This window comes from Novosphingobium sp. NFX11 (genome assembly GCF_057376415.1).
Window position 1 is genome coordinate 2,193,116 of the sequence record NZ_CP080384.1, and the last position, 19,629, is coordinate 2,212,744.

The following is a 19,629-nucleotide window of genomic DNA, read 5'->3' on the forward strand; positions in this document are numbered from 1 at the left end:
TCTGGAAAAATGCAAGGGGCGGCGGACCATCATCGGGATCGAAAGGCTCAAAACCGGAGCTACTACTTCTTTTCCAGCTCACGAAGGTACGTGATGCGCCCATCGACGACACCCCACAGAAGCTTGTTGTCGGTTGTGGCAATGACCAGTGGAAAGCCGATGTTGAGGCTCACAAAAGAATGGATTTCCGTCGGCTGTCTGTCGAGGTGATGCGTCAGGAACATCACTTCCGCCTTCTCCCGCCGCATCTTGCCGACTTCCACCGGGAAACACGTCGCCATGAAACGGCGCTCGGCCATCAACTTTCCGTCCTGCGCCACATCGAACCGGTAGTGGCCGCCGGCAGGATAAACCTCTGCATCGGCGCTGGACGTGAGCACGTAGACGGCGACCGAGCCATCGGGACCGGGAGGCAGAACCAGCGCATTGGCCTGCGAAGCGGAACATAGCTCGTGACCCGGCCGCGATGCCCGATGCCAGGCAATCTCCCGCGCGGCAATCATCCGGAGCGCAAGCGGCGACATCGCCGAATCACCGCCATCAGCGACAATGCCACCCTCGATATGCCCGGCACTATCAACCGTGTACCGCGCCCGCGCCACTGCAGCAGCGCCCTCGCCACCATAGAACGAAACCAGCAGCGCATCGCCGCTGGTCGGCTCGACGATATATCCGGACAGCCTCAGTGCCGGGTCAGCAGGCGATTTTCCGATCCCACGCAGGTCCGCCTGAAAGCGATCGGTCGCGTGCCATGCTGCCTGATCGTAGAGGTACATCTGCAAGCCACGCTCCTGCGCCTTTTGCGCCGCAGCCAGTTCGCCTGCCTTGGGCGGCGCTGCATGACATGCTGCTCCGGGCGCCAGACCAAGCATAAGACCGGCCACTATACCCAGAATGCGCTTTATCACGTCTATCCCCCACTTGCCCGAAGCCCATGCTTTTTCAGACAATGTCGCAACTGATCGTACGTCAACCCCAAAGCGGCAGCAACTTTGCGCTGATTCCAGCGAAGCCTTTCAAGCGCGGACAGGATCAGCGCACGCTCATGCGCTTCGACGGATCTCGCGCAACGAGGCGATCTCAGCGGGAAGGGTAGTCACTACAGGCACCAGCACCTGTTCGGGCGCTTTTTTAGCAGGCACCACCTCCGCCATCGCGCGCAGCCCCCATGCACTGACGAAGGGATCGAACACCACTTCCGCGATCGGCGCAGCCTCATCCCCCAGCGGTAGACCGCGCGCTCGACCACATTGCGCAGTTCGCGCACGTTGCCGGGCCATTCGTGCGCCTCCAGCGCCTCCATCGCGGCGCCCGAGAAGCCGGGGAAGCGACCCCACTCCAGTTCGCTGGCCATGCGGCGGCCGTAGTAGTCGGCCAGTTCCGCGACGTCCCCTTCCCGCGCGCGCAGCGGCGGCAGGGTGATGACCTCGAAGCTCAGTCGGTCGAGCAGGTCGGCGCGAAAGGTGCCCTCGGCGGCCATGCGCGGCAGGTCGGCGTTGGTGGCGGCGACGATGCGCACGTCCACCGTCACCGCGCGCGAGGAACCGATGCGCACGACCTCGCCATATTCGATCGCGCGCAGCAGACGCTCCTGCGCCGCCATCGACAGGTTGCCCAGTTCGTCGAGAAACAGGGTGCCGCGATCCGCCTCCTCGAACCGCCCTGCCCTGGCCCGTGTGGCCCCGGTGAACGCGCCCGCCTCGTGGCCGAACAGTTCGGCCTCTATCAGCGTCTCGGGCAGCGCCGCGCAGTTGAGGGTCACCAGGGGCTCGCCCCAGCGCGGCGAGAGATGGTGCAGGCGCTGGGCGATCAGTTCCTTGCCGGTCCCGCGCTCGCCGATGACGAGGACCGGACGGCGCACGGCGGCGGCGCGGCTGGCCCGCTCGACCGCATCGAGGAAGGCAGAGGACTGGCCGATGAAGTGGGTGTCGCGCTCCATTCCTGAAAGTTAGCGAAATTTCCCATTCATTGGCAATTCATTTTACGCGCACTTTCGCACGGAGAAACCGAAATCCCGCAAATCCGCCATTCGCGCAGTTTGGCACGGGGGTTGCTATTACCTCGGCAAGACCAAGTTCAGGACTAGAGGAAACTTCGACATGCTCCCGATCACTGCGAACAGCACCGGCCAGGGACGCTCCACCACCCCGCGTTCGACACTGGCCCGCACCAAGCTCGACTGGGCGATCATCGTCAGCATGCTGGCGATGGGCGCACTCAATCTCGTGGCGCTGGCCGACAAGGTCGCGGTGCCCGAGGCGCATGCCTCCTCGGTGCATTCGTGCGGAGCGCCGCTCGCATGAGCAGGCTCGACGCGGAGATCGAAGTGCTCCAGAATCCCGCCCCGAACGCACACTTCAATCCGGGGCGCGCCTACCGCTTCGACGCCGATGACATCCGGGCCACGACGGGTACTTTCACCTCGGGCCGCAGCTTCACCACAGGAACCACCGCCATGGGCATCTTCTCCCGCACCCGCGACATCATCGCCGCCAACTTCAACGACCTGCTCGACAAGGCCGAAGACCCGGCCAAGATGATCCGCCTGATCATCCTCGAGATGGAGGAGACGCTGGTGGAAGTGCGCACAAGTTCGGCCCGCACGATCGCGGACCAGAAGGAACTGCGCCGCCACGTGGGCAAGCTGGACAAGCTGCAGGCCGACTGGAACGACAAGGCGCAGCTGGCGCTGTCCAAGGACCGCGAGGACCTTGCCCGCGCCGCGCTGATGGAGCGCAAGAAGGCCGCCGACATGGCCGAGCAGCTCTCGGCCGAGATCCTGGTGCTCGACGACGCGCTGCGCGCCTACGAGGCCGACATCGAGAAGCTGCAGACCCGCCTGCGCGAGGCCCGCAGCCGCCAGTCGTCCATCGCGGCCCGCTTGCAGAGCGCGGAAAACAGGGTCAAGCTGCGCACGCTGCTGGCGAACGAGCGCGTGGACGAAGCCATGGCCCGGTTCGACCAGCTGGAGCGCCGCGTCGACTACGCGGAAGGCCGCGCCGAGGCCATGAGCCTCTCCGATCGCCGCCAGCCGACGCTCGCCGAGGAAATCGCGGCCTTGGCCGATGGCGACTCGATCGACGAGGAACTCGCGGAGATGAAGCGCCAGATGGCCGACAAGCAACAGTAAGACATTCGAGGGAAGGGAAAACAGGCAATGTCTCGCGGACAATTCTATCTCGACAAGTCGAACGCCAAGATTTCGGGCGTGTGCTCAGGGATCGCGGATTACACCGGCGTCGATGCGCTGTGGATCCGGCTGGGCGCCGTGCTGCTGCTGTTCGCCGGGTTTCCGATCGTGATCGCCATCTACTTCGGCGTGGCCTGGCTGGCAGACAGCCGCCCGATGGGCCTCTATTCCGAGGACGAGGAAATGCGCCTGCTGCGCCGCATGGAACGCCGCCGCGCCCGCAAGGGGCTGACGAGCGGGGGCTGAATTTCAGCCAGCCGTCCACCTCCAGCCGCCTGCGCACCGACTTGTCCGACATGGACCGCCGGATCGCGGACATGGAGGCACACTATTCCAACAGCAACTCGCGCCTTGCGGCCGAGATCGACTCGCTGCGCTGACACGCAGCCATCCGGGCAACGCCATCCGGGCAACAGGGACACGACGACATGGAAGACGCAATCTGGGTGCTGATCCCGCTCGCACCGTTCATCATGGGCGGCTTCGCGATCTGGACCAAGCACCAGCGCAAGCTCGCCGAACTGCAGATCGAGGCGACCGCCGAAAAGGCCGCGCAATACGCCTCGCACAGCCGCGAACTCGAAGAGCGCGTGCGGGTGCTGGAGCGGATCATCACCGACGGCGGCTATGACACCGCCCTCCAGATCGAGGCGCTGCGGGACCGGCGCGAGGTCGAAAGCGCCCGCACGGCCGAGCCCAAGATCAACTGAGGAGACCGCCATGCAATGGGGTGGACCGGACTTCGTCCTCGTCATCGTCGGCATCTGTACCGGCGGCTGGGTGCTCAACAACTGGATCCGCGCGCGCCACGGCTATGCGCTGGAGGACGAATGGGGCGGCAAGACCGAGCGTGCGGATCACGCTGCTGGGGCGCGACTGGCTGAGGAAAACGCGCAGCTGCGCGCCCGGCTGGAAGCGCTGGAGAGCCGCACCGCCAGCCTCGAAACCATCGTCACCGATACCGGATACACGACCGCCGCGCAGATAGAGAGCCTGCGCGCGCCGCTTCAGAAGGCAGCATCGCAATGAGCCCCGGCGATTTCCTCGGCCTTTGCGCCGTCCTCATCACCATCATCTCTGTCTTCGCGATCCTGATGGGCGCCTACAAGCGCCGCCTGGCCTTCCTCGAGCGCAAGCTGGAGATCACCGTCGGCGCGACCGCCGAAAAGGCCGCACAGTACGCAGCGCAAAACAGCACGCTTGAAAATCGCGTGCGGGTGCTGGAAAGAATCATCACCGACGGCGGCAGCGGCCACGACATCGCGCTCCAGATCGAAGCGCTTCGAGTCGAGGACGCGCACGACGGCGATAGGGTGAAGGTGACCAAGCAATGAGTTTCTGGACTGCCGTAGTCGTTCTTTTCGCCATCGGCTGCGTGACCTGGCTCAAGTCCCAGCGCTACCGCGCGCTGGGCGACAAGCGGGACCGCGAGGCCGGCGGCTACGATCACACCGCCCGCGAACACGAACTGGAGCGCGAGGTCGAGACCATGCGCAAGCGCATCGCTGTGCTGGAACGCATCGCCACCGACGAACGGCGCGGCAAGGACCTTGCCCGCGAGATCGACGCCCTGCGGGATTGACATTTATCGCCAAATAGGTTATATAGCCCAGCATCCGATCCGGCGATGATCACGCCGGAGAGGTGTATCGGGTCGGCGTCGTGGGCCGGGATGCGGTTTTAGCCGCGATCGCGCAAACCACGCGTCCATCGAAGACCCGGACTGTCTCTGCGCTACCGGAAACGCCGTCCATACGTTTCTGCGACACACGGCAGGACTTGGGACGGCCATCCCCGGATAGCCTTCGGCCGATAACGATGCGAACCCTAACGACGGCCACATGGGACTTTCCGATGGAATACAGGTCGAGCCGGGCTGCACCGTGATTACCCGGCCGCTCGCCAGAGCTTCACGGAAAACAAAACACCGCGTCCCGGTGAGGACGCTCCCGACGCCGACCCGATGTTCTCGGTATTCGCGTTGATTTCCCCTGGCGTAACGGCCCGCACTCGCCAGCGGGCGTTTCCGCGTGCGCTGACTGCACGCACGGCGTCGTCATCCCAGCGAAGGCTGGGACCGCTGGCCGCGCAAAGCCCAACCCTCGGCAGGGCGTTTGAACGTTGGCTCGCCGTAACAGGCCAGCGGTCCCAGCCTTCGCTGGGATGACGGGGTTAGGCGCACGTCCTCCCCGTTCCGGGGAGGAAGTTACGGCACCCGTTTCTCCAGTTCCGCCAGCCATACCGCTGCGCTGGCGTCGGACGGTGCGCGCCAGTCGCCCCGGGGCTGAGGGCTCCGGCGGTGGACACTTTCGGGCCATTGGGAATGGCCGAGCGCTTGAACTGGCTGAACGCGAAGAAGCGCGTCACGAACTTCTCCAGCCATGAACGGATGACCGGCAGTTCGTAGGCGTTCTTCTTGGCTTCCGGGAAGGCGTGCGGCCATGCCCCCGCCGCCGTGTCGCGCCAGGCGTGCCAGGCGAGGAACGCGACCTTCGACGGCTTCTGCCCGAAGCGCATGACGTGGTGGAGGAAGAAGTCGTTGAGTTCGTAAGGCCCGATCTTCGCCTCGGTGCTCTGGATCGCGCCGTCGGCCCCGGCGGGCACCAGTTCGGGCGAAATCTCCGTCGCGAGGATCGCCAGCAGGATCTCCTCGGTCGAGGCGCTGAACTGGTCGGTCGTGGCGCACCAGCGGATCAGGTACTGGATCAGCGTCTTGGGCACGCCCGCGTTGACCGCGTAGTGGCTCATCTGGTCGCCGACGCCGTAAGTACACCAGCCCAGCGCCAGTTCCGACAAGTCGCCGGTGCCCACCACGAAGCCGCCGTGCTGGCTGGCGAGGCGGAACAGATAGTCGGTGCGCAGCCCCGCCTGGACGTTCTCGAACGTCACGTCGTAGACCGGCTCACCATTGGCGAAGGCATGGCCGATGTCATGGAGCATCGTCGTCGCGGCGGGCCGGATGTCGATCTCCTGCGCGGTGATGCCGACGGCGTCCATCAGCTTCCACGCGTTGGACTTCGTGCCGTCGCTCGTCCCGAAGCCGGGCATCGTGTAACCGCGGATGAACTCACGCGGCAGGCCGAGCCGGTCGCAGGCGCGCGCGGCGACGATCAGCGCGTGGGTCAGATCGAGGCCGCCCGAGATGCCGATCACCAGCGACTTCGCATGGGTCGATCTCGATCCGCCGCATCAGGCCGTCGACCTGGATGTTGAACGCCTCGTAGCAGTCGGCGTCCAGCCTGTCGGCGCGCGAGGGGACGAACGGGAAGCGGCTGACCGGGCGCACGAGGCCGATGTCGCCGCCGGCCGGGGCGTGGCGGAAGGGGACGGTGCGGAATGTTTCCTCCGGCTTGCCCGCGACGTCCGCCGCGTCATTGAACGTGGGCGAGCGCAGGCGGTCCATGACGATGCGGTCGCAGTCCACGTCGGCCACGCACAGTTCCGCTTCCAGCGAGAAACGCTCCGATTCCGCCAGCAGGTCGCCGAGTTCGTAGACGATGCCCTGCCCGTCCCATGCGAGATCGGTCGTGCTTTCGCCGTGTCCCGCCGCGCAGTAGATATAGGCCGCCATCGCGCGCGCCGATTGGGCCCGGCACAGCATGTGGCGCTCGTCCGACTTGCCGATGACGATGTTGGAGGCGGACAGGTTGGCGAGGATCGTCGCCCCCGCGATCGCGCCCAGCGAGGACGGCGGCGTCGGCGCCCAGAAGTCCTCGCAAATCTCGACGAAGAAGCGGAAGTTTTTCAGCACCTCGGACGCGAAGACGAGATCGACGCCGAACGGCACCTCCTGCCCGTTCACGGTGATGGTGGAGCCCCGGACGGTCTTGCCGCTGGCGAACCAGCGCTTCTCGTAGAACTCGCGGTAGTTGGGCAGGTAGGACTTGGGCACCACGCCGAGCAGGCGGCCCTGCGCGATGACCAGCGCACAGTTGTAGAGCCGCCCCTTGCGCTCCAGCGCGGCGCCGACCAGCAGCACCGGCGAAAGGTCGGCGCTGGCCTTGACGATATCGGCCACCGCGGCCTCGACCGCCTCGATCATCGCGCCCTGCAGGTGCAAGTCGTCGATGGCGTAGGAGGACAGGCTGAGTTCGGGGAAGACCAGCAGGTCGACATGCGCCGCATGGGCCCGGCGCGCTTCGGCAAGGATCGCATCGCGGTTGGCGGCGACGTCGGCGGTCTTCACGCGCGGGGTCGAGGTGGCGACGCGGACGAAGCCATGCTCGTGCATGGAGAAGAACGGGTGGCTGGTGTCGGTCATCGGCATTCCTCGAATTCGTCGTCCCGGACTTGATCCGGGACCGCTGGCCGTGAACAGCCGTCCTCTCGGCAGGGCGCCCTGCACGATGAAGCTCACCTAAAGACCGCCAGCGGTCCCGGATCAAGTCCGGGACGACGGTTGGCCTTTGCGAAATGTTCGCAATATCCTCTTGCCCTCGCCGCCCCCGCCTCTAAATGCCGGGTCTATGCGTGACCTGGACGATATCCGCGAAGAGTATGAATTCCTCGATGGCGACGAACGCTATCGCCTCCTGATCGAACTGGGGCGCGAGCTGGACGATATGCCCGAGGCGCTCAAGACCGACGCCACCAAAGTGCGCGGCTGCTCCGCCAGCGTCTGGGTCTATCCCATGGCGCGCGAGGACGGCACCCTGCACTTCCTGGCGGACAGCAACGCGGCGATCACCAAGGGCATCGTCTCGCTGGTGATCTCGGCGGTGCAGGACAAGCCTGCCGCGACGGTGGCCGCGACCGACATTGCGGCGGCGCTCGAACCGTTCGACTTGCGCAACCAGCTCTCGTCCAACCGGACGCAGGGCGTGCCCAACATGATCGCGCTGATCCGGGAAACTGCCGCGCGATATGCCCAGGGCTAGGAAATATCTCTGGATCACGGCGGGGGTAATCCTCGTCGGGATCGGCACGCTGGGCATCTTCCTGCCGCTGCTGCCGACGACGATCTTCTGGATTCTCGCCGCCGGGTGTTTCTCGAAGAGCCACCCGGAATGGGCTGAGCGGCTCTATCGACACCCGAAGTACGGCCGCCACTTGCGCGAATGGCGCGACCGGCGGGCGATCAGCCGCAAGGGCAAGATCGCGGCGATCTCCACCATGGGCCTGAGCGTCGCGATCGTATGGTTCACCGCAGGCGAAATGTGGGCGCTGATCCCTCTAGCGGTGCTGGCGACGATCGGGACGTGGATCTGGACGCGGGCGGAATAAATCCTCCCTGCGCTTGCTCGGGGAGGGGGACCGCCGACGCAGTCGGTGGTGGAGGGGAGAAGACCCCTCCGTCAGCCCTGCGGGCTGCCACCTCCCCATTCCTTCGGAACAGGGAGGATAGACCTAGTCCACCGCCTCGCGCAGCACGGCGATGCCCTGTTCGCGCTGCGCCCGCAGTTCCCGCTTGAGCACCGCCGGATCGCGCGCGACGACGAAGCCGAAGCTGACGCCGCCTTCCTTGCCGATGGTCGCATGGTGCAGCTTGTGGGCCTGCACCAGCCACTTGGCATAGCCGCGCTTGGGCACCCACCGGAAATAGCGCTGGTGGACGAGGCCGTCGTGGATCAGCGTGTAGATCACGCCGTAGACCAGCACGCCGAGACCGATCCACGTCCCCGGCCACCACGCTCGCTCCCCCATCACCAGCGGCGAGCCCAGCGCGAACATGGAAATGCTGATCGCCGCCCCGAACACGGCGTAGAGGTCGTTCTTCTCCAGCATTTTGTCATGCGGCTCGTGGTGGTCGCGGTGCCAGGCCCAGCCGAAGCCATGCATGATGTACTTGTGGCTCGACCACGCGACGAACTCCATCGCGGCGGCGGAGGCAAGGACGATCAGGACGGCGGCAAGGGCGGACATGGCCTTGCCCTTATACTGCCAACGCCTCTCTTCACACACAAAATCCCGTCATCCCCGCGCAGGCGGAGATGACGCGACTGAAGCTGCGACACTCTCTTACAATTGCACACACCCTTGCGACGGGCCGTCTAGCTGACGTTCAGTTTCACAAGCCTAATCCTGAATGCATCGGAAGCGACCTTCCGAAAACAGTTTCCAGCAAGGAGTGCGACCCATGCGCCAGTTCACCAAGTTCATCGCCCCCGCCCTGATCGCCGTCACCGGCCTCGGCGCCATCGCCCCCGGCATCGCCGAGGCCGCGCCGAACCGCCACGTCCAGGCCGCCCGCCACTACGACATTCGCTCCGACATCCAGGGCCTGCGCGCCAACATCGACCGCGCCGCCGCCCGCCGGACGATCTCGCAGCGCGAAGCCTCGGGCCTGCGCCGCGATGTCGTCGATATCCAGCGTCTCTACGGCCAGTACTCGCGCGGCGGCCTCTCCGCGCAGGAGACCCGCATCCTCGGCAACCGCGTGAACAAGGTCTACGCCTCGCTGCGGATGGAGCGCCACGATTACGACCGCCGCCGCGGCTGATCGGCGACCGGGAACCCCAAGTCGCGGAATAATCCGGCAGCCTTTGCCGTAGCCCGCAGTTTCCCTCCCGGCAGAACAATCCCCCCACACAGGAATCCCCCATGAACAAGCTGACCAAGATCATCGCCCCCGCCCTCGTCGCGCTGCTCGGCGGCGCCTCGCTGGCCCCTGCCGTCGCCGAGGCCGCACCCTACCACCACGACCAGCGCGACCATGCGCGCCGTGGCCACCACGCCCCGCCGCGCTACGTGAAGCATCACCGCGCTTCGAAGCACTACTGGCGCAATGACCGCCGCCACCACGACGACCGCCGCTATCGTTCGCGCTACGATCGCCATGACCGTTACGATCGTCGCCACCACTGATCGACCGGGCCGGTAACCCTGAATTCCGGCCCGCACACTCCTAACGCGCCCGGCCGCAAGGACCGGGCGCGTTTTACATGGCGGTGCGAGCGCCTCGCAACAGCAACGATCGATCGTCAGGTCAATTCGGATTGAATGAAAATTTCATTCGAGGGGCGCAGCGAATCGCCCTGCCCCTTGAATTTCGCAAGGGCGGGGCCTAATCGCGCCTGATCATGACAACCGCACCGCGCACCCTCTACCAGAAGATCTGGGACGCCCACGTCGTCGACCAACGGGACGACGGCACCTGCCTCATCTATATCGACCGGCACATCGTCCATGAAGTGACGAGCCCGCAGGCTTTCGAGAGCCTTCGCGCCGCCGGTCGCCCGGTGCGTCGCCCCGATCTTACGCTCGCGGTGCCTGACCATAACCTGCCCACCACCGCGCGCCGCGACGCGAACGGCAACCGCGTGCCGATCGCCGATCCGCAGAGCGCCCAGCAGCTCGACATGCTGGAGAAGAATGCGCCTTCGTTCGGCATCCGCTACATCGGCGACGCCGATCCGGAACAAGGCATCGTCCACGTCGTCGGCCCCGAGCAGGGCTTCTCGCTGCCCGGCGCCACCATCGTCTGCGGCGACAGCCACACAGCCTGCAACGGCGGCCTGGGCGCGCTGGCCTTCGGCATCGGCACGTCCGAGGTCGAGCACGTGCTGGCCACCCAGACGCTGCTGCTCAAGCAGTCGAAGACCTTCGAGGTCCGGGTCGAGGGCACGCTCGGCGCCGGGGTCACCCCGAAGGACGTGATCCTGCACGTCATCGGCGTCATCGGCACTGCCGGCGGCACCGGCTACGTGATCGAGTACACCGGCAACGTCTTCCGCGAGATGTCGGTCGAAGGCCGCCTGACGGTATCGAACATGTCGATCGAGGGCGGCGCCCGCGCCGGTCTGGTCGCACCGGACGAGACGACTTTCGCCTACGTCAAGGGCCGCCCCTATGCGCCCAAGGGCGCGGACTGGGACAAGGCCGTCGCCTGGTGGAAGAGCCTGGCGACCGACGAAGGCGCGACGTACGACAAGTCCGTGTTCATCCGCGCCGAGGACATCCAGCCCACCGTGACCTGGGGCACCAGCCCTGAGGACACCTCCGGCATCGGCGGCGTCGTCCCCGCGCCTGAGGACTTCGCCGACGCCTCCAAGCGCGACGCGGTCAAGCACAGCCTCGACTACATGGGCCTGACGCCCGGCACGAAGCTGACCGACGTGGAAGTGCAGAACGTCTTCATCGGGAGCTGCACCAACAGCCGCATCGAGGACATCCGCGCCGCCGCCGAAGTGCTCAAGGGGCGCCACAAGGCCGACAACGTGAAGTGGGCGATCGTCGTCCCCGGATCGGGTCTGGTCAAGGCGCAGGCCGAGGCCGAGGGTCTGGACAGGATCATCATCGATGCGGGTCTGGAATGGCGCGAGCCGGGCTGTTCGGCCTGCCTTGCCATGAACCCCGACAAGGTGCCTGCCGGAGAGCGCTGCGCCTCCACCAGCAACCGCAACTTCACCGGCCGCCAGGGTCCGGGTGCGCGCACCCACCTGATGAGCCCCGCCATGGCCGCCGCCGCCGCCGTCACCGGCAAGCTGACCGACGTGCGCGACCTCGCGCCAATGACTGAACCGGCCTAAGCTGATAGGATCTCCCCCATGTCCAACGATTCCGACAACTCGCTCGCAGGCCGCGCCGCCATCGCCGCCGGTGCCGCCATCGGTTCGGCCGCCATCGCCGCTGCCCTGCTCTTCGTGAAGCGCCGCAGCGACCGCAAGAAGGCCGACGCGCAGCCGCCGAAGACCAACACGGCTCCACACTTCCCGAGCGAGACGGACTGATGCAGGCGATCAACCACGTCGCCGGCAAGGCGATTCCGTTCGGCCGTAAGAACGTCGACACCGACGTCATCATCCCGGCGCACTGGCTCAAGACGATCACCCGCACAGGTCTCGGCAAGGGCGCGTTCGAATCGATCAAGCTGGAAGACGGCAACGTCTTCACCGACGAGCGCTGGGCCGGCGCGCCGATTCTCATCGCGGGTGACAACTTCGGCTGCGGCTCCAGCCGTGAGCACGCCGCCTGGGCGCTGCTCGACATGGGCGTGACTTGCGTGATCGCGCCGAGCTTCTCGGACATCTTCTCGGGCAACGCCTTCAAGAACGGCATCCTCACCGTGGCGCTGCCGCAGGAGGCGATCGACCGCCTGATGGAAGTGGCGCAGGACGAGACGATCGACATCGACCTCGACACGCAGTCGGTGACCACGCCGTTCCAGGATCGCTTCACGTTCGAGATCGATCCGTTCCGCAAGCACTGCCTGCTGAACGGCCTAGACGAAGTGGGCCTGACGATGGCGCAGGGCGAAACGATCTCGACCTACGAAGGCAAGGCACGCGAAACGCTGTCGTTCCTTGCCAGCCCGGTGCTGGCGGCCTGACCGCAAAATCCTCCCTGTTCCGAAGGAATGGGGAGGTGGCAGCCCGCAGGGCTGACGGAGGGGTCTTCTTCCTCCACCCCCGCCTGCGGCGGCGGTCCCCCTCCCCATCGCTTCGCGACAGGGAGGATTCTTCGCCTCTCGATCCATCGGTCGCTATTGCGAATCAAGGATTGCCCCGCAGCCCCGCGTTCCCTATCGGCATGGACAACGCTTTAACCCGAGGTTGTCCGATGACGAGTTTCCAGGACCGCGAGCGCGCCGAAGAAGCGAAGTTCGCTCACGACGCCGACACGCTGTTCCGCATCCAGGCCCGCCGCAACCGCCTCGTCGGTGAATGGGCGGCCGAACGCATGGACTTGTCGCAGGCCGAAACCGATGCCTATGCCAAGGCCGTCGTCCAGGCCGACTTCGAGGAAGCGGGCGACGAGGACGTCATCCGCAAGCTGCTGGGCGACCTGACCGCCGCCGGCGTCGATACCACCGAAGCGGAAGTGCGCGCCGCACTGGCCGCCAAGCAGGTCGAAGCGCGCCGCGCTTTCCTGGGCTGAGGACTATCCGATGGGCATGACCGCTACCGAAATCGAGACCATGATCCGCGCCGCGCTGCCGGACGCGGAAGTCACGATCACCGACCTCGCCGGGGACAACGACCACTACGCCGCGCACGTCGTCTCGGCCGCCTTCACGGGCCGCCCCCGCGTCGCGCAGCACAAGATGGTCTACGAAGCGCTGGGCGGCCGCATGGGCGGCGTCCTTCACGCCTTGCAACTCACCACCGCCGTCCCCAACTGACGCAAGCATACTACTCAAGGGTTTTACTGAAATGTCCGACGTCAATGCCCGTATCGGCGATATCGTAAAGAGCAACGACGTGGTCCTCTTCATGAAGGGCACCCCGCTGTTCCCGCAGTGCGGCTTCTCCAGCCGCGCGATCGCCATCCTCGAACACCTCGGCGTGCCTTACGAGACCGTCGATGTGCTACAGGACATGGAAATCCGCCAGGGCATCAAGTCCTACTCGGACTGGCCGACGATCCCCCAGCTCTACGTCAAGGGCGAGTTCCTCGGCGGCAGCGACATCATGATGGAGATGTACGAGGCCGGCGAACTGCACCAGCTCATGACCGACAGCGGGATCGCTGCGCAGGGCTGATCTGCCGACAGCACCGGATTACGAAGGCTCGGGAAGCGATTCCGGGCCTTTTCATCGCCCGTCATCGCGGACCTGATCCGGGATCGCTGGCCGTGAACAGCGGCGCCTGCGTCAAGGCGCCTCGCGGCCTGCACCGGGCTAAAGACAGCCACCGGTACCGGACAAAGCTGGGACGACGAATGCCTGGATGTATGGGGAACCCCGGGGAGGCGGGGCCGGGAGACTGTCCGGCCCCGCCTCTATCGAGACTGCTTCTCTCGGGGTACGATACTTCATAAGCATGGCCTGTGCCAGTTCTGATTTTTCCCGAAAATCAGCCATTTCTTCGGTTCACGTGTCAGCGCGTGCGTCATGCCTTGTAAATTCTGCCGACACTGCCACCTGAGTCGCCTGGCGCTTTTCCGCTTGCGTGCCCCTTCCCCAGCGGCAAGATCGGCGGCAATGATCCAGACCGCTCCCTCCGACCAGCCGATGCCGACAGACGGCCCCGCCGTCGTCCCTGCCGCCACCGTGGTGGTGTTCCGCCACGCCGCCGACGGCGGACCGCCCGAACTGCTGATGCTCCAGCGCTCGGACGGCATGCGCTTCGCGGGCGGAGCGGCGGTGTTTCCCGGCGGCCGCGTCGATCCCGCAGACCGCGAACTCGCCCGCCGCCTGCTGCCCGGCAGATCGGAGGAGATCGCCTCCGCCCGCATCGCCGCGATCCGCGAGACGCTGGAGGAAGCGGGCCTCATGATCGCCACCCGCGCCCCCGTCACCGCCCGCGAAGCCGCAGAAGCGCGGGCGATGCTGCTGGAGGTCGGCCGGCTCGACACCGTGCTGGAGCGCTTCGGCTGGGAACTGGACCCGCAGGCGCTGACCTTCTTCGCGCACTGGTGCCCCTTGTGGGAGAAGGCCTTCGACACGCGCTTCTTCGTCGCCGACATCGGCACCGGCGCGGTGGACGTCACGGTCGATGCCACCGAGAACTCGCGCCTGTTCTGGGCGAGCGCCGCCGATGCTCTGGCGATGGCCGATCGGGGCGAGATTTCGGTGATCTTTCCGACCCGCCGCAATCTCGACCGCCTTGCGCAGTACGCCGATCATACCGAAGCGCTGGCCGACATCGCCGCCCACCCCGTCGTCCGCATCCACCCCGAGTTGGAAATGCGCGAGGACGGCGAATGGCTCGTCATCCCTGCCGGGCTCGGTTATCCGGTGCTGGGCCAGCTCAAGGCGACGGTGCGGCGCGGTTAGGTCAGGCCGGTACGGCGGTCGGCTCCTGCCCTTTCGCACCACCCGCGGCGTAAAGACCGAGCGCGACCGCTGCCGCAAAGAACACGGCTATCGCCACGATCGCACCGTCGTAACTGCCGGTGACCGAATGGACCCGCGCCGCTCCCACGACGGCGACCGCGATGAACGGCAGCCCGATCAGCGTGTTGAGCCCAAAGCCCCGGCTGTAGCTCGCCTGTCCGAACGAATCGGTCAGCCCCTTGCCCAGCGTCGGGATCGCGCCCGCGCCGTGCATGCCGATGAGGCCGATCAACAGGGCCGCCATCCAGAACGGCGGGTGCTGCAACAGCAGAGTCCACAGCACTGCACAGTCGAAACCGATGAGCGCCAGCGCCCTCGCCCCGCCGATGCGGTCGGCGATCCAGCCGAACAGTATCGAGCCGGCAATCCCGACCAGCGACATGATCGACTGCAGCAGCGCCGCCTCGGGCCGGGTGAAGCCCCAGGAAAGCCCCATAGGCACCAGCAGCGAGCCCAGCAGCACCGAACTCGTCATGCTGGCCACCGCCGCCAGCGAGATCGCCCAGAAGCGCGGCCGCGCGAGCAGTTGCGCGACGCTGAACGATCCGTCGGCGGTGCGCTTCGCATCGGGTTCGGGCGCCAGCGTCTCGGTATGCCCCGGCGGGTGATCGATCGCCAGCAGCGCCAGCGGCAGCAGCAGCGCCGCCGCGATCAGGCCGATGGACAGGTAGATCACGCTGGGCGAGACGACGGAAAGCGCCCGCTCCAGTGTCCACGGCACCACCGCGATCACCACCGGCAAGTGGACGATACCCAGCGCCAACCCGCGATTGCGGTTGAACCAGCGTCCCACCAGCGTCGCCGGGCCGATCGATCCGGCGAGGCTCAGCGCAGGGCCGAAGCAAAGCCCGTAAGCCAGCAGGTAAAGCGCATAACTCTGCGTCCATGCCAGCGTGAGATAGCCCGCCACCGTCAGCAGCGCACCGACGAGCAACAACAGGCGGAGCGAAACCTTCGCGATCAGCACGCCCACGAAAGGCGCGAGCACCGACGAGCCCACCAGCACCAGCGGGATGCCCGCCGCCGCCTCTTCCGCACTGACGCCGAGGCGTTGCTCGACCGAGGCCAGCATCAGCCCGAACGAGCCCATGACGGTGCCGATCACCATGTTGTGCGACACGCCCGCGATCACGCCCATGCGTACCGCAAGCGGATGGTTGGGAGCATCGCTCCCCGTTCCGACAGGTGCTGCCAAGCGCTCTCTCCCGATGCCTGAACCCAATGTTCCTGGCGTGCCGGCGATTGCATGCCGGTCTGTTCGCAAGAGAGTGCGGGGCTGCCGCTCGGCTTGGCCAGAACTTTCCGGCCGGATGAACGAGAATTCGCCGGGGCGACGTTATCGCTCAGACGCTGGCGTGCGATCCGTGCGCTGCGGCGATGTGCTCGAGCACCGGGCCGTAGAGCGGACGGTCAAACTCGACCCCGGCAAGGTCGCTGCTGACCCAGCGCACCACGCCCGACATGCCTTCCATCCCCTTGGGCCGCACGATCAGGCGCGCGCCGACGCGGAAATAGATGCCGCGCATGCGCAGGCAGCAGCCCTCCACCGAGATGTCGGAAATCTCGCCGTCATCCCGCAGACCGCTCTGCGTGCGGCACTGAACGGCCAGCGCGACGGAGCGTCGCTGCGATCGCCGGGGAAGAACGGTGCGGGTCATGAGCGGGAGAATACAACCGATCGGTTTATGATCGCTTAAACTTCATCGCGCGCCCGTTCGAACACGGTTCGAACTCAATCCGGGAAGCAGGGCGACCATTTCCGAAGACAATGGCGCGCCCGACAGGGTTCGAACCTGTGACCCCAAGCTTAGAAGGCTCGTGCTCTATCCAGCTGAGCTACGGGCGCGCGCCGGATTTCCCATAGCGTGGTTACCGCGCGGCGCAAACCGCTGGCAGCGCAAACTTGTGCTTTGCGCTGCAGCAAAGCCACGTTACGCACAGGCAATGACCGCCGCTACCGACGCTCCATCGCCTCTGTCCCGCCCCTTGTCACGCATCGACGGCCTTACCGGCGCCCGTCGGCACTTCCGCTATTTCGACTACGTGATGGCGGCCTTCGTCGCGATCCTGCTGCTGTCGAACCTGATCGGTGCGTCCAAGCTGGCGAATATCGGCGGCGTGACGTTCGGCGCGGGCATCCTGTTCTTCCCCGTCAGCTACGTCATCGGCGACGTGCTGACCGAAGTGTACGGCTATGCCAATGCCCGCCGCTGCGTCTGGGCGGGCTTCTTCGCGATGATCTTCATGGCCTTCATGAGCTTCGTCGTCGTCGCCATGCCGCCGGATTCCGGCTGGACCGGACAGGCCGCCTACGAAGCGGTATTCGGCTCGACCTGGCGCATCGTCCTCGCCTCGCTGACCGCGTTCTGGGCGGGTGAGTTCGTCAATTCCTTCGTCCTCGCCAAGATGAAGCTGATGACCGGCGGCAAGCACTTGTGGATGCGTACCATCGGCTCGACGGTGGTGGGACAGGCCGCCGACAGCGCCCTGTTCTATCCCATCGCCTTCCTCGGCACCTGGACGCACGAGCAGGTGCTGACCGTCATGGTCACCAACTGGGGCATGAAGGTGCTGTGGGAAGCGGTGCTGACGCCGGTAACTTACGTCGTCGTCGGCTGGCTAAAGAAGCGCGAGGGCGTCGAGGTGTTCGACGACAATCTCGATTTCTCGCCTTTCGCCAAGGCAAAATCGGTCTGAACGTTGTGAGCAGGGCGCTGAGCCGCGCTTTTTACAGGGCTGCCGCATTTTCCGAGTCGTCAGCTGTTTCCACCTGACTTGAAAATGCTCTAGGCCGCGCCGACCATGCTCGACCGCATCCTCCTGTCCCGTTTCCGCAACCACCACGAGACCGCGGTGGAAGGCACGGCGCAGTTCAACCTGCTGGTCGGCGAGAACGGCGCCGGTAAAACCAACGTGCTGGAGGCGATCAGCCTGCTCGCGCCCGGACGCGGCCTCCGCCGGGCGCAGCTGGTGGACGTGCCCGCGCAGGACGGCGACGGCGGGTTCGCGGTGAACGCTGCACTGCGCATGCCCGGCCAAGGGGAAGGGAGCGAGCCCGTCCGCCTCGGCACCGGCGTCGCGGCGGAGCGTCCCGGGCGGCGGCTTGTGCAGGTGAACGGCGCGCAGGCATCCGCCCTGAGCCTGGCCGAGTGGCTCTCGATCGGCTGGCTGACCCCGGCGATGGACCGCCTTTTCGTCGAGAGCGCGGGCGCGCGGCGGCGGTTCCTCGACCGGCTGGTGCTGGCGATCGAGCCCGCCCATGCCGGCCATGCGGCGCGCCTGGAGACGGCACTGCGCGAGCGCAACCGCCTGCTGTCCGACGAACGTTCGCCCGATCCGCACTGGCTCGAGGCCATCGAGGTGCAGATCGCCGAGGCCGGGGCGCTGGTGGCGACGGCCCGCGCGCGCCTCGTCACCCGGCTGGAGGCGGCGCTGGCTCGGCTTCCCGACACGCCTTTCGCGCGCCCTTCGCTGACCTACCAGCCCGGCGGCCCGGTCGAGGCCGGTGCGCTTGCCATCGCCCTGCGCGACGGGCGGCCGCGCGAGCGGGCGGCCCAGCGCACCCTTACCGGCCCCCACCGCGACGAACTGGGGGTGACGATGGCGGGCAAAGGGCAAGCGGCAGCGGAATGCTCGACCGGCGAGCAGAAGGCGATGCTCATCGCCATCACTCTCGCGCATTCGCAGCTGCTGGAGGCAGATGGGGAGAACCGCCCGCGCCTGCTGCTGCTGGACGAGGTCGCCGCGCATCTCGACCCGCTGCGGCGCGAGGCGCTGTTCGACCGGCTGCGGGCAGGCTCCGCGCAAGTCTGGCTGACGGGGACCGAGATCGCCCCGTTCGAGGCAATCGCGGCGGAAGCGGCGGTATGGGAGGTCAGCGCGGGGACGGTGCGGCGGGTCTGACCACTCGGTTGTCATTGCGAGCGTAGCGAAGCAATCCAGGGCAGTCTTGAGCCGCCTTGGATTGCTTCGCTACGCTCGCAATGACGAAGTGAAGAGGGGACCTCACCTCTTCGGCAAAGCATCCGCCACATCGTCCACCGTCGCCGCCACGATCGCGTCTATGCCGATAGCCGTAGGATGCACGTGATCGCCCTGCATAAGATCCGGCTTGTCGATCACCGGCTGGAGGAAGAACGGCACCAGCACCGCGCCGTACTTCTCCGCCAGCTGCGGATAGATCGGGTTGAAACCCGAGGCATAGTCCCTGCCCAGGTTCGGCGCCGCCAGCATTCCGAGCAGCACCACGCCGATCTTCTCCTGCCGCAACCGCTGGAGGATCTTCTCCAGGTTCGCGCGCGTCTCGGCCGGGGGCAATGAGCGCAGCATGTCGTTGCCGCCGAGGCTGATGATCACCAGTTCGGGCTTGGCCGGCTGGCTTTTCAGCGTGAAGTCGAGCCGCTGCAGCCCCGCCGCCGTGGTGTCGCCCGAGACCCCGGCATTGGCGATGCGCGCGTTGACACCCCGCGCGCGCAGGGCCTGTTCGAGCCGGTCGGGGTAGCTTTCGCCATCCTCCAGTCCGTAGCCCGCCAGCAGCGAATCCCCGAAGGCGAGTATCCTGCGCTCCGGCCCCATGACCGGTATCTGCGGCGGCGCATCGACGGCCGACCGGCTCTCCTGCACGGGCGGCGCCGGGGCCTTGTCGCAGGCGGAAAGCGCCAGGGTGGAGGCGGCAAGGAGAGCGAGGGAAACGAGGCGCAAGGCATTCTCCTGAAGGGACCG

General features: G+C 66.3%; 24 protein-coding genes, 1 tRNA gene and 3 pseudogenes. 20 read left to right on the forward strand and 8 right to left on the reverse strand.

Annotation, left to right across the window (positions count from 1 at the left end):
- Nucleotides 1–62 precede the first annotated feature (62 nt).
- Together KZO24_RS11140 and pspF are read right to left on the reverse strand one after the other, a co-directional pair.
- Nucleotides 63–950 carry a hypothetical protein gene (locus tag KZO24_RS11140; RefSeq protein ID WP_271182153.1) on the reverse strand — a complete coding sequence of 296 codons (888 nt, stop codon included), beginning with the start codon at nt 948–950 and terminating at the stop codon, nt 63–65.
- A pseudogene (gene pspF / locus KZO24_RS11145) lies at nt 911–1,939 on the reverse strand (phage shock protein operon transcriptional activator). Before pspF ends, KZO24_RS11140 begins: the two are co-directional and overlap by 40 nt.
- A 160-nt stretch (nt 1,940–2,099) precedes the next feature.
- Between pspF and KZO24_RS11150 the strand changes: the two are divergent.
- The 7 genes and pseudogenes from KZO24_RS11150 (at nt 2,100) to KZO24_RS11180 (ending at nt 4,772) form a co-directional block, all read left to right on the forward strand.
- Nucleotides 2,100–2,303: a hypothetical protein gene (locus KZO24_RS11150; RefSeq protein ID WP_271181914.1), complete on the forward strand. Its 204-nt coding sequence runs from the start codon at nt 2,100–2,102 to the stop codon at nt 2,301–2,303.
- Nucleotides 2,300–3,130, forward strand: coding sequence for a phage shock protein PspA (pspA, locus tag KZO24_RS11155; RefSeq protein ID WP_271181915.1), 831 nt, complete (start codon nt 2,300–2,302; stop codon nt 3,128–3,130). The genes KZO24_RS11150 and pspA overlap by 4 nt, the downstream gene beginning before the upstream one ends.
- A 27-nt stretch (nt 3,131–3,157) precedes the next feature.
- Nucleotides 3,158–3,570 (forward strand): annotated as a pseudogene (locus KZO24_RS11160) (PspC domain-containing protein).
- A gap of 48 nt (nt 3,571–3,618) precedes the next feature.
- Nucleotides 3,619–3,900: a hypothetical protein gene (locus KZO24_RS11165; protein WP_008830687.1), complete on the forward strand. Its 282-nt coding sequence runs from the start codon at nt 3,619–3,621 to the stop codon at nt 3,898–3,900.
- 10 nt (nt 3,901–3,910) lie between these two features.
- Entirely contained in the window at nt 3,911–4,219 is a 309-nt protein-coding gene (locus KZO24_RS11170; RefSeq protein WP_271181917.1) for a hypothetical protein, read from the forward strand.
- Complete coding sequence (locus KZO24_RS11175) at nt 4,216–4,524, forward strand: hypothetical protein (protein ID WP_271181918.1); 309 nt, start codon at nt 4,216–4,218, stop codon at nt 4,522–4,524. The genes KZO24_RS11170 and KZO24_RS11175 overlap by 4 nt, the downstream gene beginning before the upstream one ends.
- Complete coding sequence (locus KZO24_RS11180; RefSeq protein ID WP_271181919.1) at nt 4,521–4,772, forward strand: hypothetical protein; 252 nt, start codon at nt 4,521–4,523, stop codon at nt 4,770–4,772. Before KZO24_RS11175 ends, KZO24_RS11180 begins: the two co-directional genes overlap by 4 nt.
- 624 nt (nt 4,773–5,396) lie before the next feature.
- Here KZO24_RS11180 and KZO24_RS11185 read toward each other — a convergent pair.
- Nucleotides 5,397–7,451, reverse strand: a pseudogene (locus tag KZO24_RS11185) (NAD(+) synthase).
- Between the two features lie 205 nt (nt 7,452–7,656).
- Between KZO24_RS11185 and KZO24_RS11190 the strand changes: the two are divergent.
- The gene (locus KZO24_RS11190) at nt 7,657–8,067 is read left to right on the forward strand and encodes a SufE family protein (RefSeq protein ID WP_271181921.1); all 411 of its coding nucleotides are present in this window, start codon (nt 7,657–7,659) and stop codon (nt 8,065–8,067) included.
- Nucleotides 8,054–8,413 (forward strand): YbaN family protein, encoded by a 360-nt coding sequence (locus tag KZO24_RS11195; RefSeq protein ID WP_069709069.1) that lies wholly within the window; start codon nt 8,054–8,056, stop codon nt 8,411–8,413. The genes KZO24_RS11190 and KZO24_RS11195 overlap by 14 nt, the downstream gene beginning before the upstream one ends.
- 123 nt (nt 8,414–8,536) lie before the next feature.
- On the opposite strand, the gene KZO24_RS11200 is transcribed toward KZO24_RS11195, so the two are convergent.
- Nucleotides 8,537–9,052 carry a sterol desaturase family protein gene (locus KZO24_RS11200; protein ID WP_271181922.1) on the reverse strand — a complete coding sequence of 172 codons (516 nt, stop codon included), beginning with the start codon at nt 9,050–9,052 and terminating at the stop codon, nt 8,537–8,539.
- A 214-nt stretch (nt 9,053–9,266) separates the two neighbouring features.
- On the opposite strand from KZO24_RS11200, the gene KZO24_RS11205 reads away from it, so the two are divergent.
- From KZO24_RS11205 to KZO24_RS11245, 9 genes are all read left to right on the forward strand, one after another.
- On the forward strand, nt 9,267–9,629 hold the full coding sequence (locus KZO24_RS11205; RefSeq protein WP_008832915.1) for a hypothetical protein: 363 nt from the start codon (nt 9,267–9,269) through the stop codon (nt 9,627–9,629).
- A 101-nt stretch (nt 9,630–9,730) separates the two neighbouring features.
- Complete coding sequence (locus KZO24_RS11210; protein ID WP_008832914.1) at nt 9,731–9,994, forward strand: hypothetical protein; 264 nt, start codon at nt 9,731–9,733, stop codon at nt 9,992–9,994.
- A 215-nt stretch (nt 9,995–10,209) separates the two neighbouring features.
- Complete coding sequence (gene leuC / locus KZO24_RS11215) at nt 10,210–11,658, forward strand: 3-isopropylmalate dehydratase large subunit (RefSeq protein ID WP_271181923.1); 1,449 nt, start codon at nt 10,210–10,212, stop codon at nt 11,656–11,658.
- Nucleotides 11,659–11,676: 18 nt separating this feature from the next.
- Nucleotides 11,677–11,859 (forward strand): hypothetical protein, encoded by a 183-nt coding sequence (locus KZO24_RS11220; protein ID WP_036530245.1) that lies wholly within the window; start codon nt 11,677–11,679, stop codon nt 11,857–11,859.
- The gene (leuD, locus tag KZO24_RS11225) at nt 11,859–12,458 is read left to right on the forward strand and encodes a 3-isopropylmalate dehydratase small subunit (RefSeq protein WP_271181924.1); all 600 of its coding nucleotides are present in this window, start codon (nt 11,859–11,861) and stop codon (nt 12,456–12,458) included. Before KZO24_RS11220 ends, leuD begins: the two co-directional genes overlap by 1 nt.
- A 230-nt stretch (nt 12,459–12,688) precedes the next feature.
- On the forward strand, nt 12,689–13,006 hold the full coding sequence (locus KZO24_RS11230) for a DUF1476 domain-containing protein (RefSeq protein ID WP_036529513.1): 318 nt from the start codon (nt 12,689–12,691) through the stop codon (nt 13,004–13,006).
- A 10-nt stretch (nt 13,007–13,016) separates the two neighbouring features.
- The gene (locus KZO24_RS11235) at nt 13,017–13,250 is read left to right on the forward strand and encodes a BolA/IbaG family iron-sulfur metabolism protein (protein WP_008832123.1); all 234 of its coding nucleotides are present in this window, start codon (nt 13,017–13,019) and stop codon (nt 13,248–13,250) included.
- A gap of 31 nt (nt 13,251–13,281) precedes the next feature.
- A complete protein-coding gene (grxD, locus tag KZO24_RS11240) occupies nt 13,282–13,611 on the forward strand; it encodes a Grx4 family monothiol glutaredoxin (protein ID WP_271181925.1) in 330 nt (109 codons plus the stop codon).
- A gap of 441 nt (nt 13,612–14,052) precedes the next feature.
- Entirely contained in the window at nt 14,053–14,847 is a 795-nt protein-coding gene (locus tag KZO24_RS11245) for an NUDIX hydrolase (RefSeq protein WP_486486218.1), read from the forward strand.
- A gap of 1 nt (nt 14,848) precedes the next feature.
- Here KZO24_RS11245 and KZO24_RS11250 read toward each other — a convergent pair whose 3' ends face one another.
- The 3 genes from KZO24_RS11250 to KZO24_RS11260 form a co-directional block, all read right to left on the reverse strand.
- Entirely contained in the window at nt 14,849–16,102 is a 1,254-nt protein-coding gene (locus tag KZO24_RS11250) for an MFS transporter (protein WP_271181927.1), read from the reverse strand.
- A 148-nt stretch (nt 16,103–16,250) separates the two neighbouring features.
- A complete protein-coding gene (locus KZO24_RS11255) occupies nt 16,251–16,565 on the reverse strand; it encodes a PilZ domain-containing protein (RefSeq protein WP_486486219.1) in 315 nt (104 codons plus the stop codon).
- A 111-nt stretch (nt 16,566–16,676) separates the two neighbouring features.
- Nucleotides 16,677–16,753, reverse strand: a tRNA-Arg gene (locus tag KZO24_RS11260).
- Between the two features lie 98 nt (nt 16,754–16,851).
- Here KZO24_RS11260 and KZO24_RS11265 point away from each other — a divergent pair.
- Both KZO24_RS11265 and recF read left to right on the forward strand, forming a co-directional pair.
- On the forward strand, nt 16,852–17,604 hold the full coding sequence (locus KZO24_RS11265; RefSeq protein WP_008832128.1) for a queuosine precursor transporter: 753 nt from the start codon (nt 16,852–16,854) through the stop codon (nt 17,602–17,604).
- A gap of 105 nt (nt 17,605–17,709) precedes the next feature.
- The gene (gene recF, locus KZO24_RS11270) at nt 17,710–18,810 is read left to right on the forward strand and encodes a DNA replication/repair protein RecF (protein WP_486486220.1); all 1,101 of its coding nucleotides are present in this window, start codon (nt 17,710–17,712) and stop codon (nt 18,808–18,810) included.
- Between the two features lie 102 nt (nt 18,811–18,912).
- Here the strand turns inward: recF and KZO24_RS11275 are convergent, their stop codons facing one another.
- Nucleotides 18,913–19,608: an arylesterase gene (locus KZO24_RS11275; RefSeq protein ID WP_211149776.1), complete on the reverse strand. Its 696-nt coding sequence runs from the start codon at nt 19,606–19,608 to the stop codon at nt 18,913–18,915.
- Between the last annotated feature and the right edge of the window lie 21 nt (nt 19,609–19,629).

Excerpts from the sequence above, each read along its gene's own strand:
- KZO24_RS11150 (WP_271181914.1), top strand. The coding sequence starts at position 2,100 with ATGCTCCCGATCACTGCGAACAGCACCGGCCAGGGACGCTCCACCACC.
- pspA (WP_271181915.1), top strand. The coding sequence starts at position 2,300 with ATGAGCAGGCTCGACGCGGAGATCGAAGTGCTCCAGAATCCCGCCCCG.
- KZO24_RS11165 (WP_008830687.1), top strand. The coding sequence starts at position 3,619 with ATGGAAGACGCAATCTGGGTGCTGATCCCGCTCGCACCGTTCATCATG.
- KZO24_RS11170 (WP_271181917.1), top strand. The coding sequence starts at position 3,911 with ATGCAATGGGGTGGACCGGACTTCGTCCTCGTCATCGTCGGCATCTGT.
- KZO24_RS11175 (WP_271181918.1), top strand. The coding sequence starts at position 4,216 with ATGAGCCCCGGCGATTTCCTCGGCCTTTGCGCCGTCCTCATCACCATC.
- KZO24_RS11180 (WP_271181919.1), top strand. The coding sequence starts at position 4,521 with ATGAGTTTCTGGACTGCCGTAGTCGTTCTTTTCGCCATCGGCTGCGTG.
- KZO24_RS11190 (WP_271181921.1), top strand. The coding sequence starts at position 7,657 with ATGCGTGACCTGGACGATATCCGCGAAGAGTATGAATTCCTCGATGGC.
- KZO24_RS11195 (WP_069709069.1), top strand. The coding sequence starts at position 8,054 with ATGCCCAGGGCTAGGAAATATCTCTGGATCACGGCGGGGGTAATCCTC.
- KZO24_RS11200 (WP_271181922.1), bottom strand. The coding sequence starts at position 9,052 with ATGTCCGCCCTTGCCGCCGTCCTGATCGTCCTTGCCTCCGCCGCCGCG.
- KZO24_RS11205 (WP_008832915.1), top strand. The coding sequence starts at position 9,267 with ATGCGCCAGTTCACCAAGTTCATCGCCCCCGCCCTGATCGCCGTCACC.
- KZO24_RS11210 (WP_008832914.1), top strand. The coding sequence starts at position 9,731 with ATGAACAAGCTGACCAAGATCATCGCCCCCGCCCTCGTCGCGCTGCTC.
- leuC (WP_271181923.1), top strand. The coding sequence starts at position 10,210 with ATGACAACCGCACCGCGCACCCTCTACCAGAAGATCTGGGACGCCCAC.
- KZO24_RS11220 (WP_036530245.1), top strand. The coding sequence starts at position 11,677 with ATGTCCAACGATTCCGACAACTCGCTCGCAGGCCGCGCCGCCATCGCC.
- leuD (WP_271181924.1), top strand. The coding sequence starts at position 11,859 with ATGCAGGCGATCAACCACGTCGCCGGCAAGGCGATTCCGTTCGGCCGT.
- KZO24_RS11230 (WP_036529513.1), top strand. The coding sequence starts at position 12,689 with ATGACGAGTTTCCAGGACCGCGAGCGCGCCGAAGAAGCGAAGTTCGCT.
- KZO24_RS11235 (WP_008832123.1), top strand. The coding sequence starts at position 13,017 with ATGGGCATGACCGCTACCGAAATCGAGACCATGATCCGCGCCGCGCTG.
- grxD (WP_271181925.1), top strand. The coding sequence starts at position 13,282 with ATGTCCGACGTCAATGCCCGTATCGGCGATATCGTAAAGAGCAACGAC.
- KZO24_RS11245 (WP_486486218.1), top strand. The coding sequence starts at position 14,053 with ATGATCCAGACCGCTCCCTCCGACCAGCCGATGCCGACAGACGGCCCC.
- KZO24_RS11255 (WP_486486219.1), bottom strand. The coding sequence starts at position 16,565 with ATGACCCGCACCGTTCTTCCCCGGCGATCGCAGCGACGCTCCGTCGCG.
- KZO24_RS11265 (WP_008832128.1), top strand. The coding sequence starts at position 16,852 with ATGACCGCCGCTACCGACGCTCCATCGCCTCTGTCCCGCCCCTTGTCA.
- recF (WP_486486220.1), top strand. The coding sequence starts at position 17,710 with ATGCTCGACCGCATCCTCCTGTCCCGTTTCCGCAACCACCACGAGACC.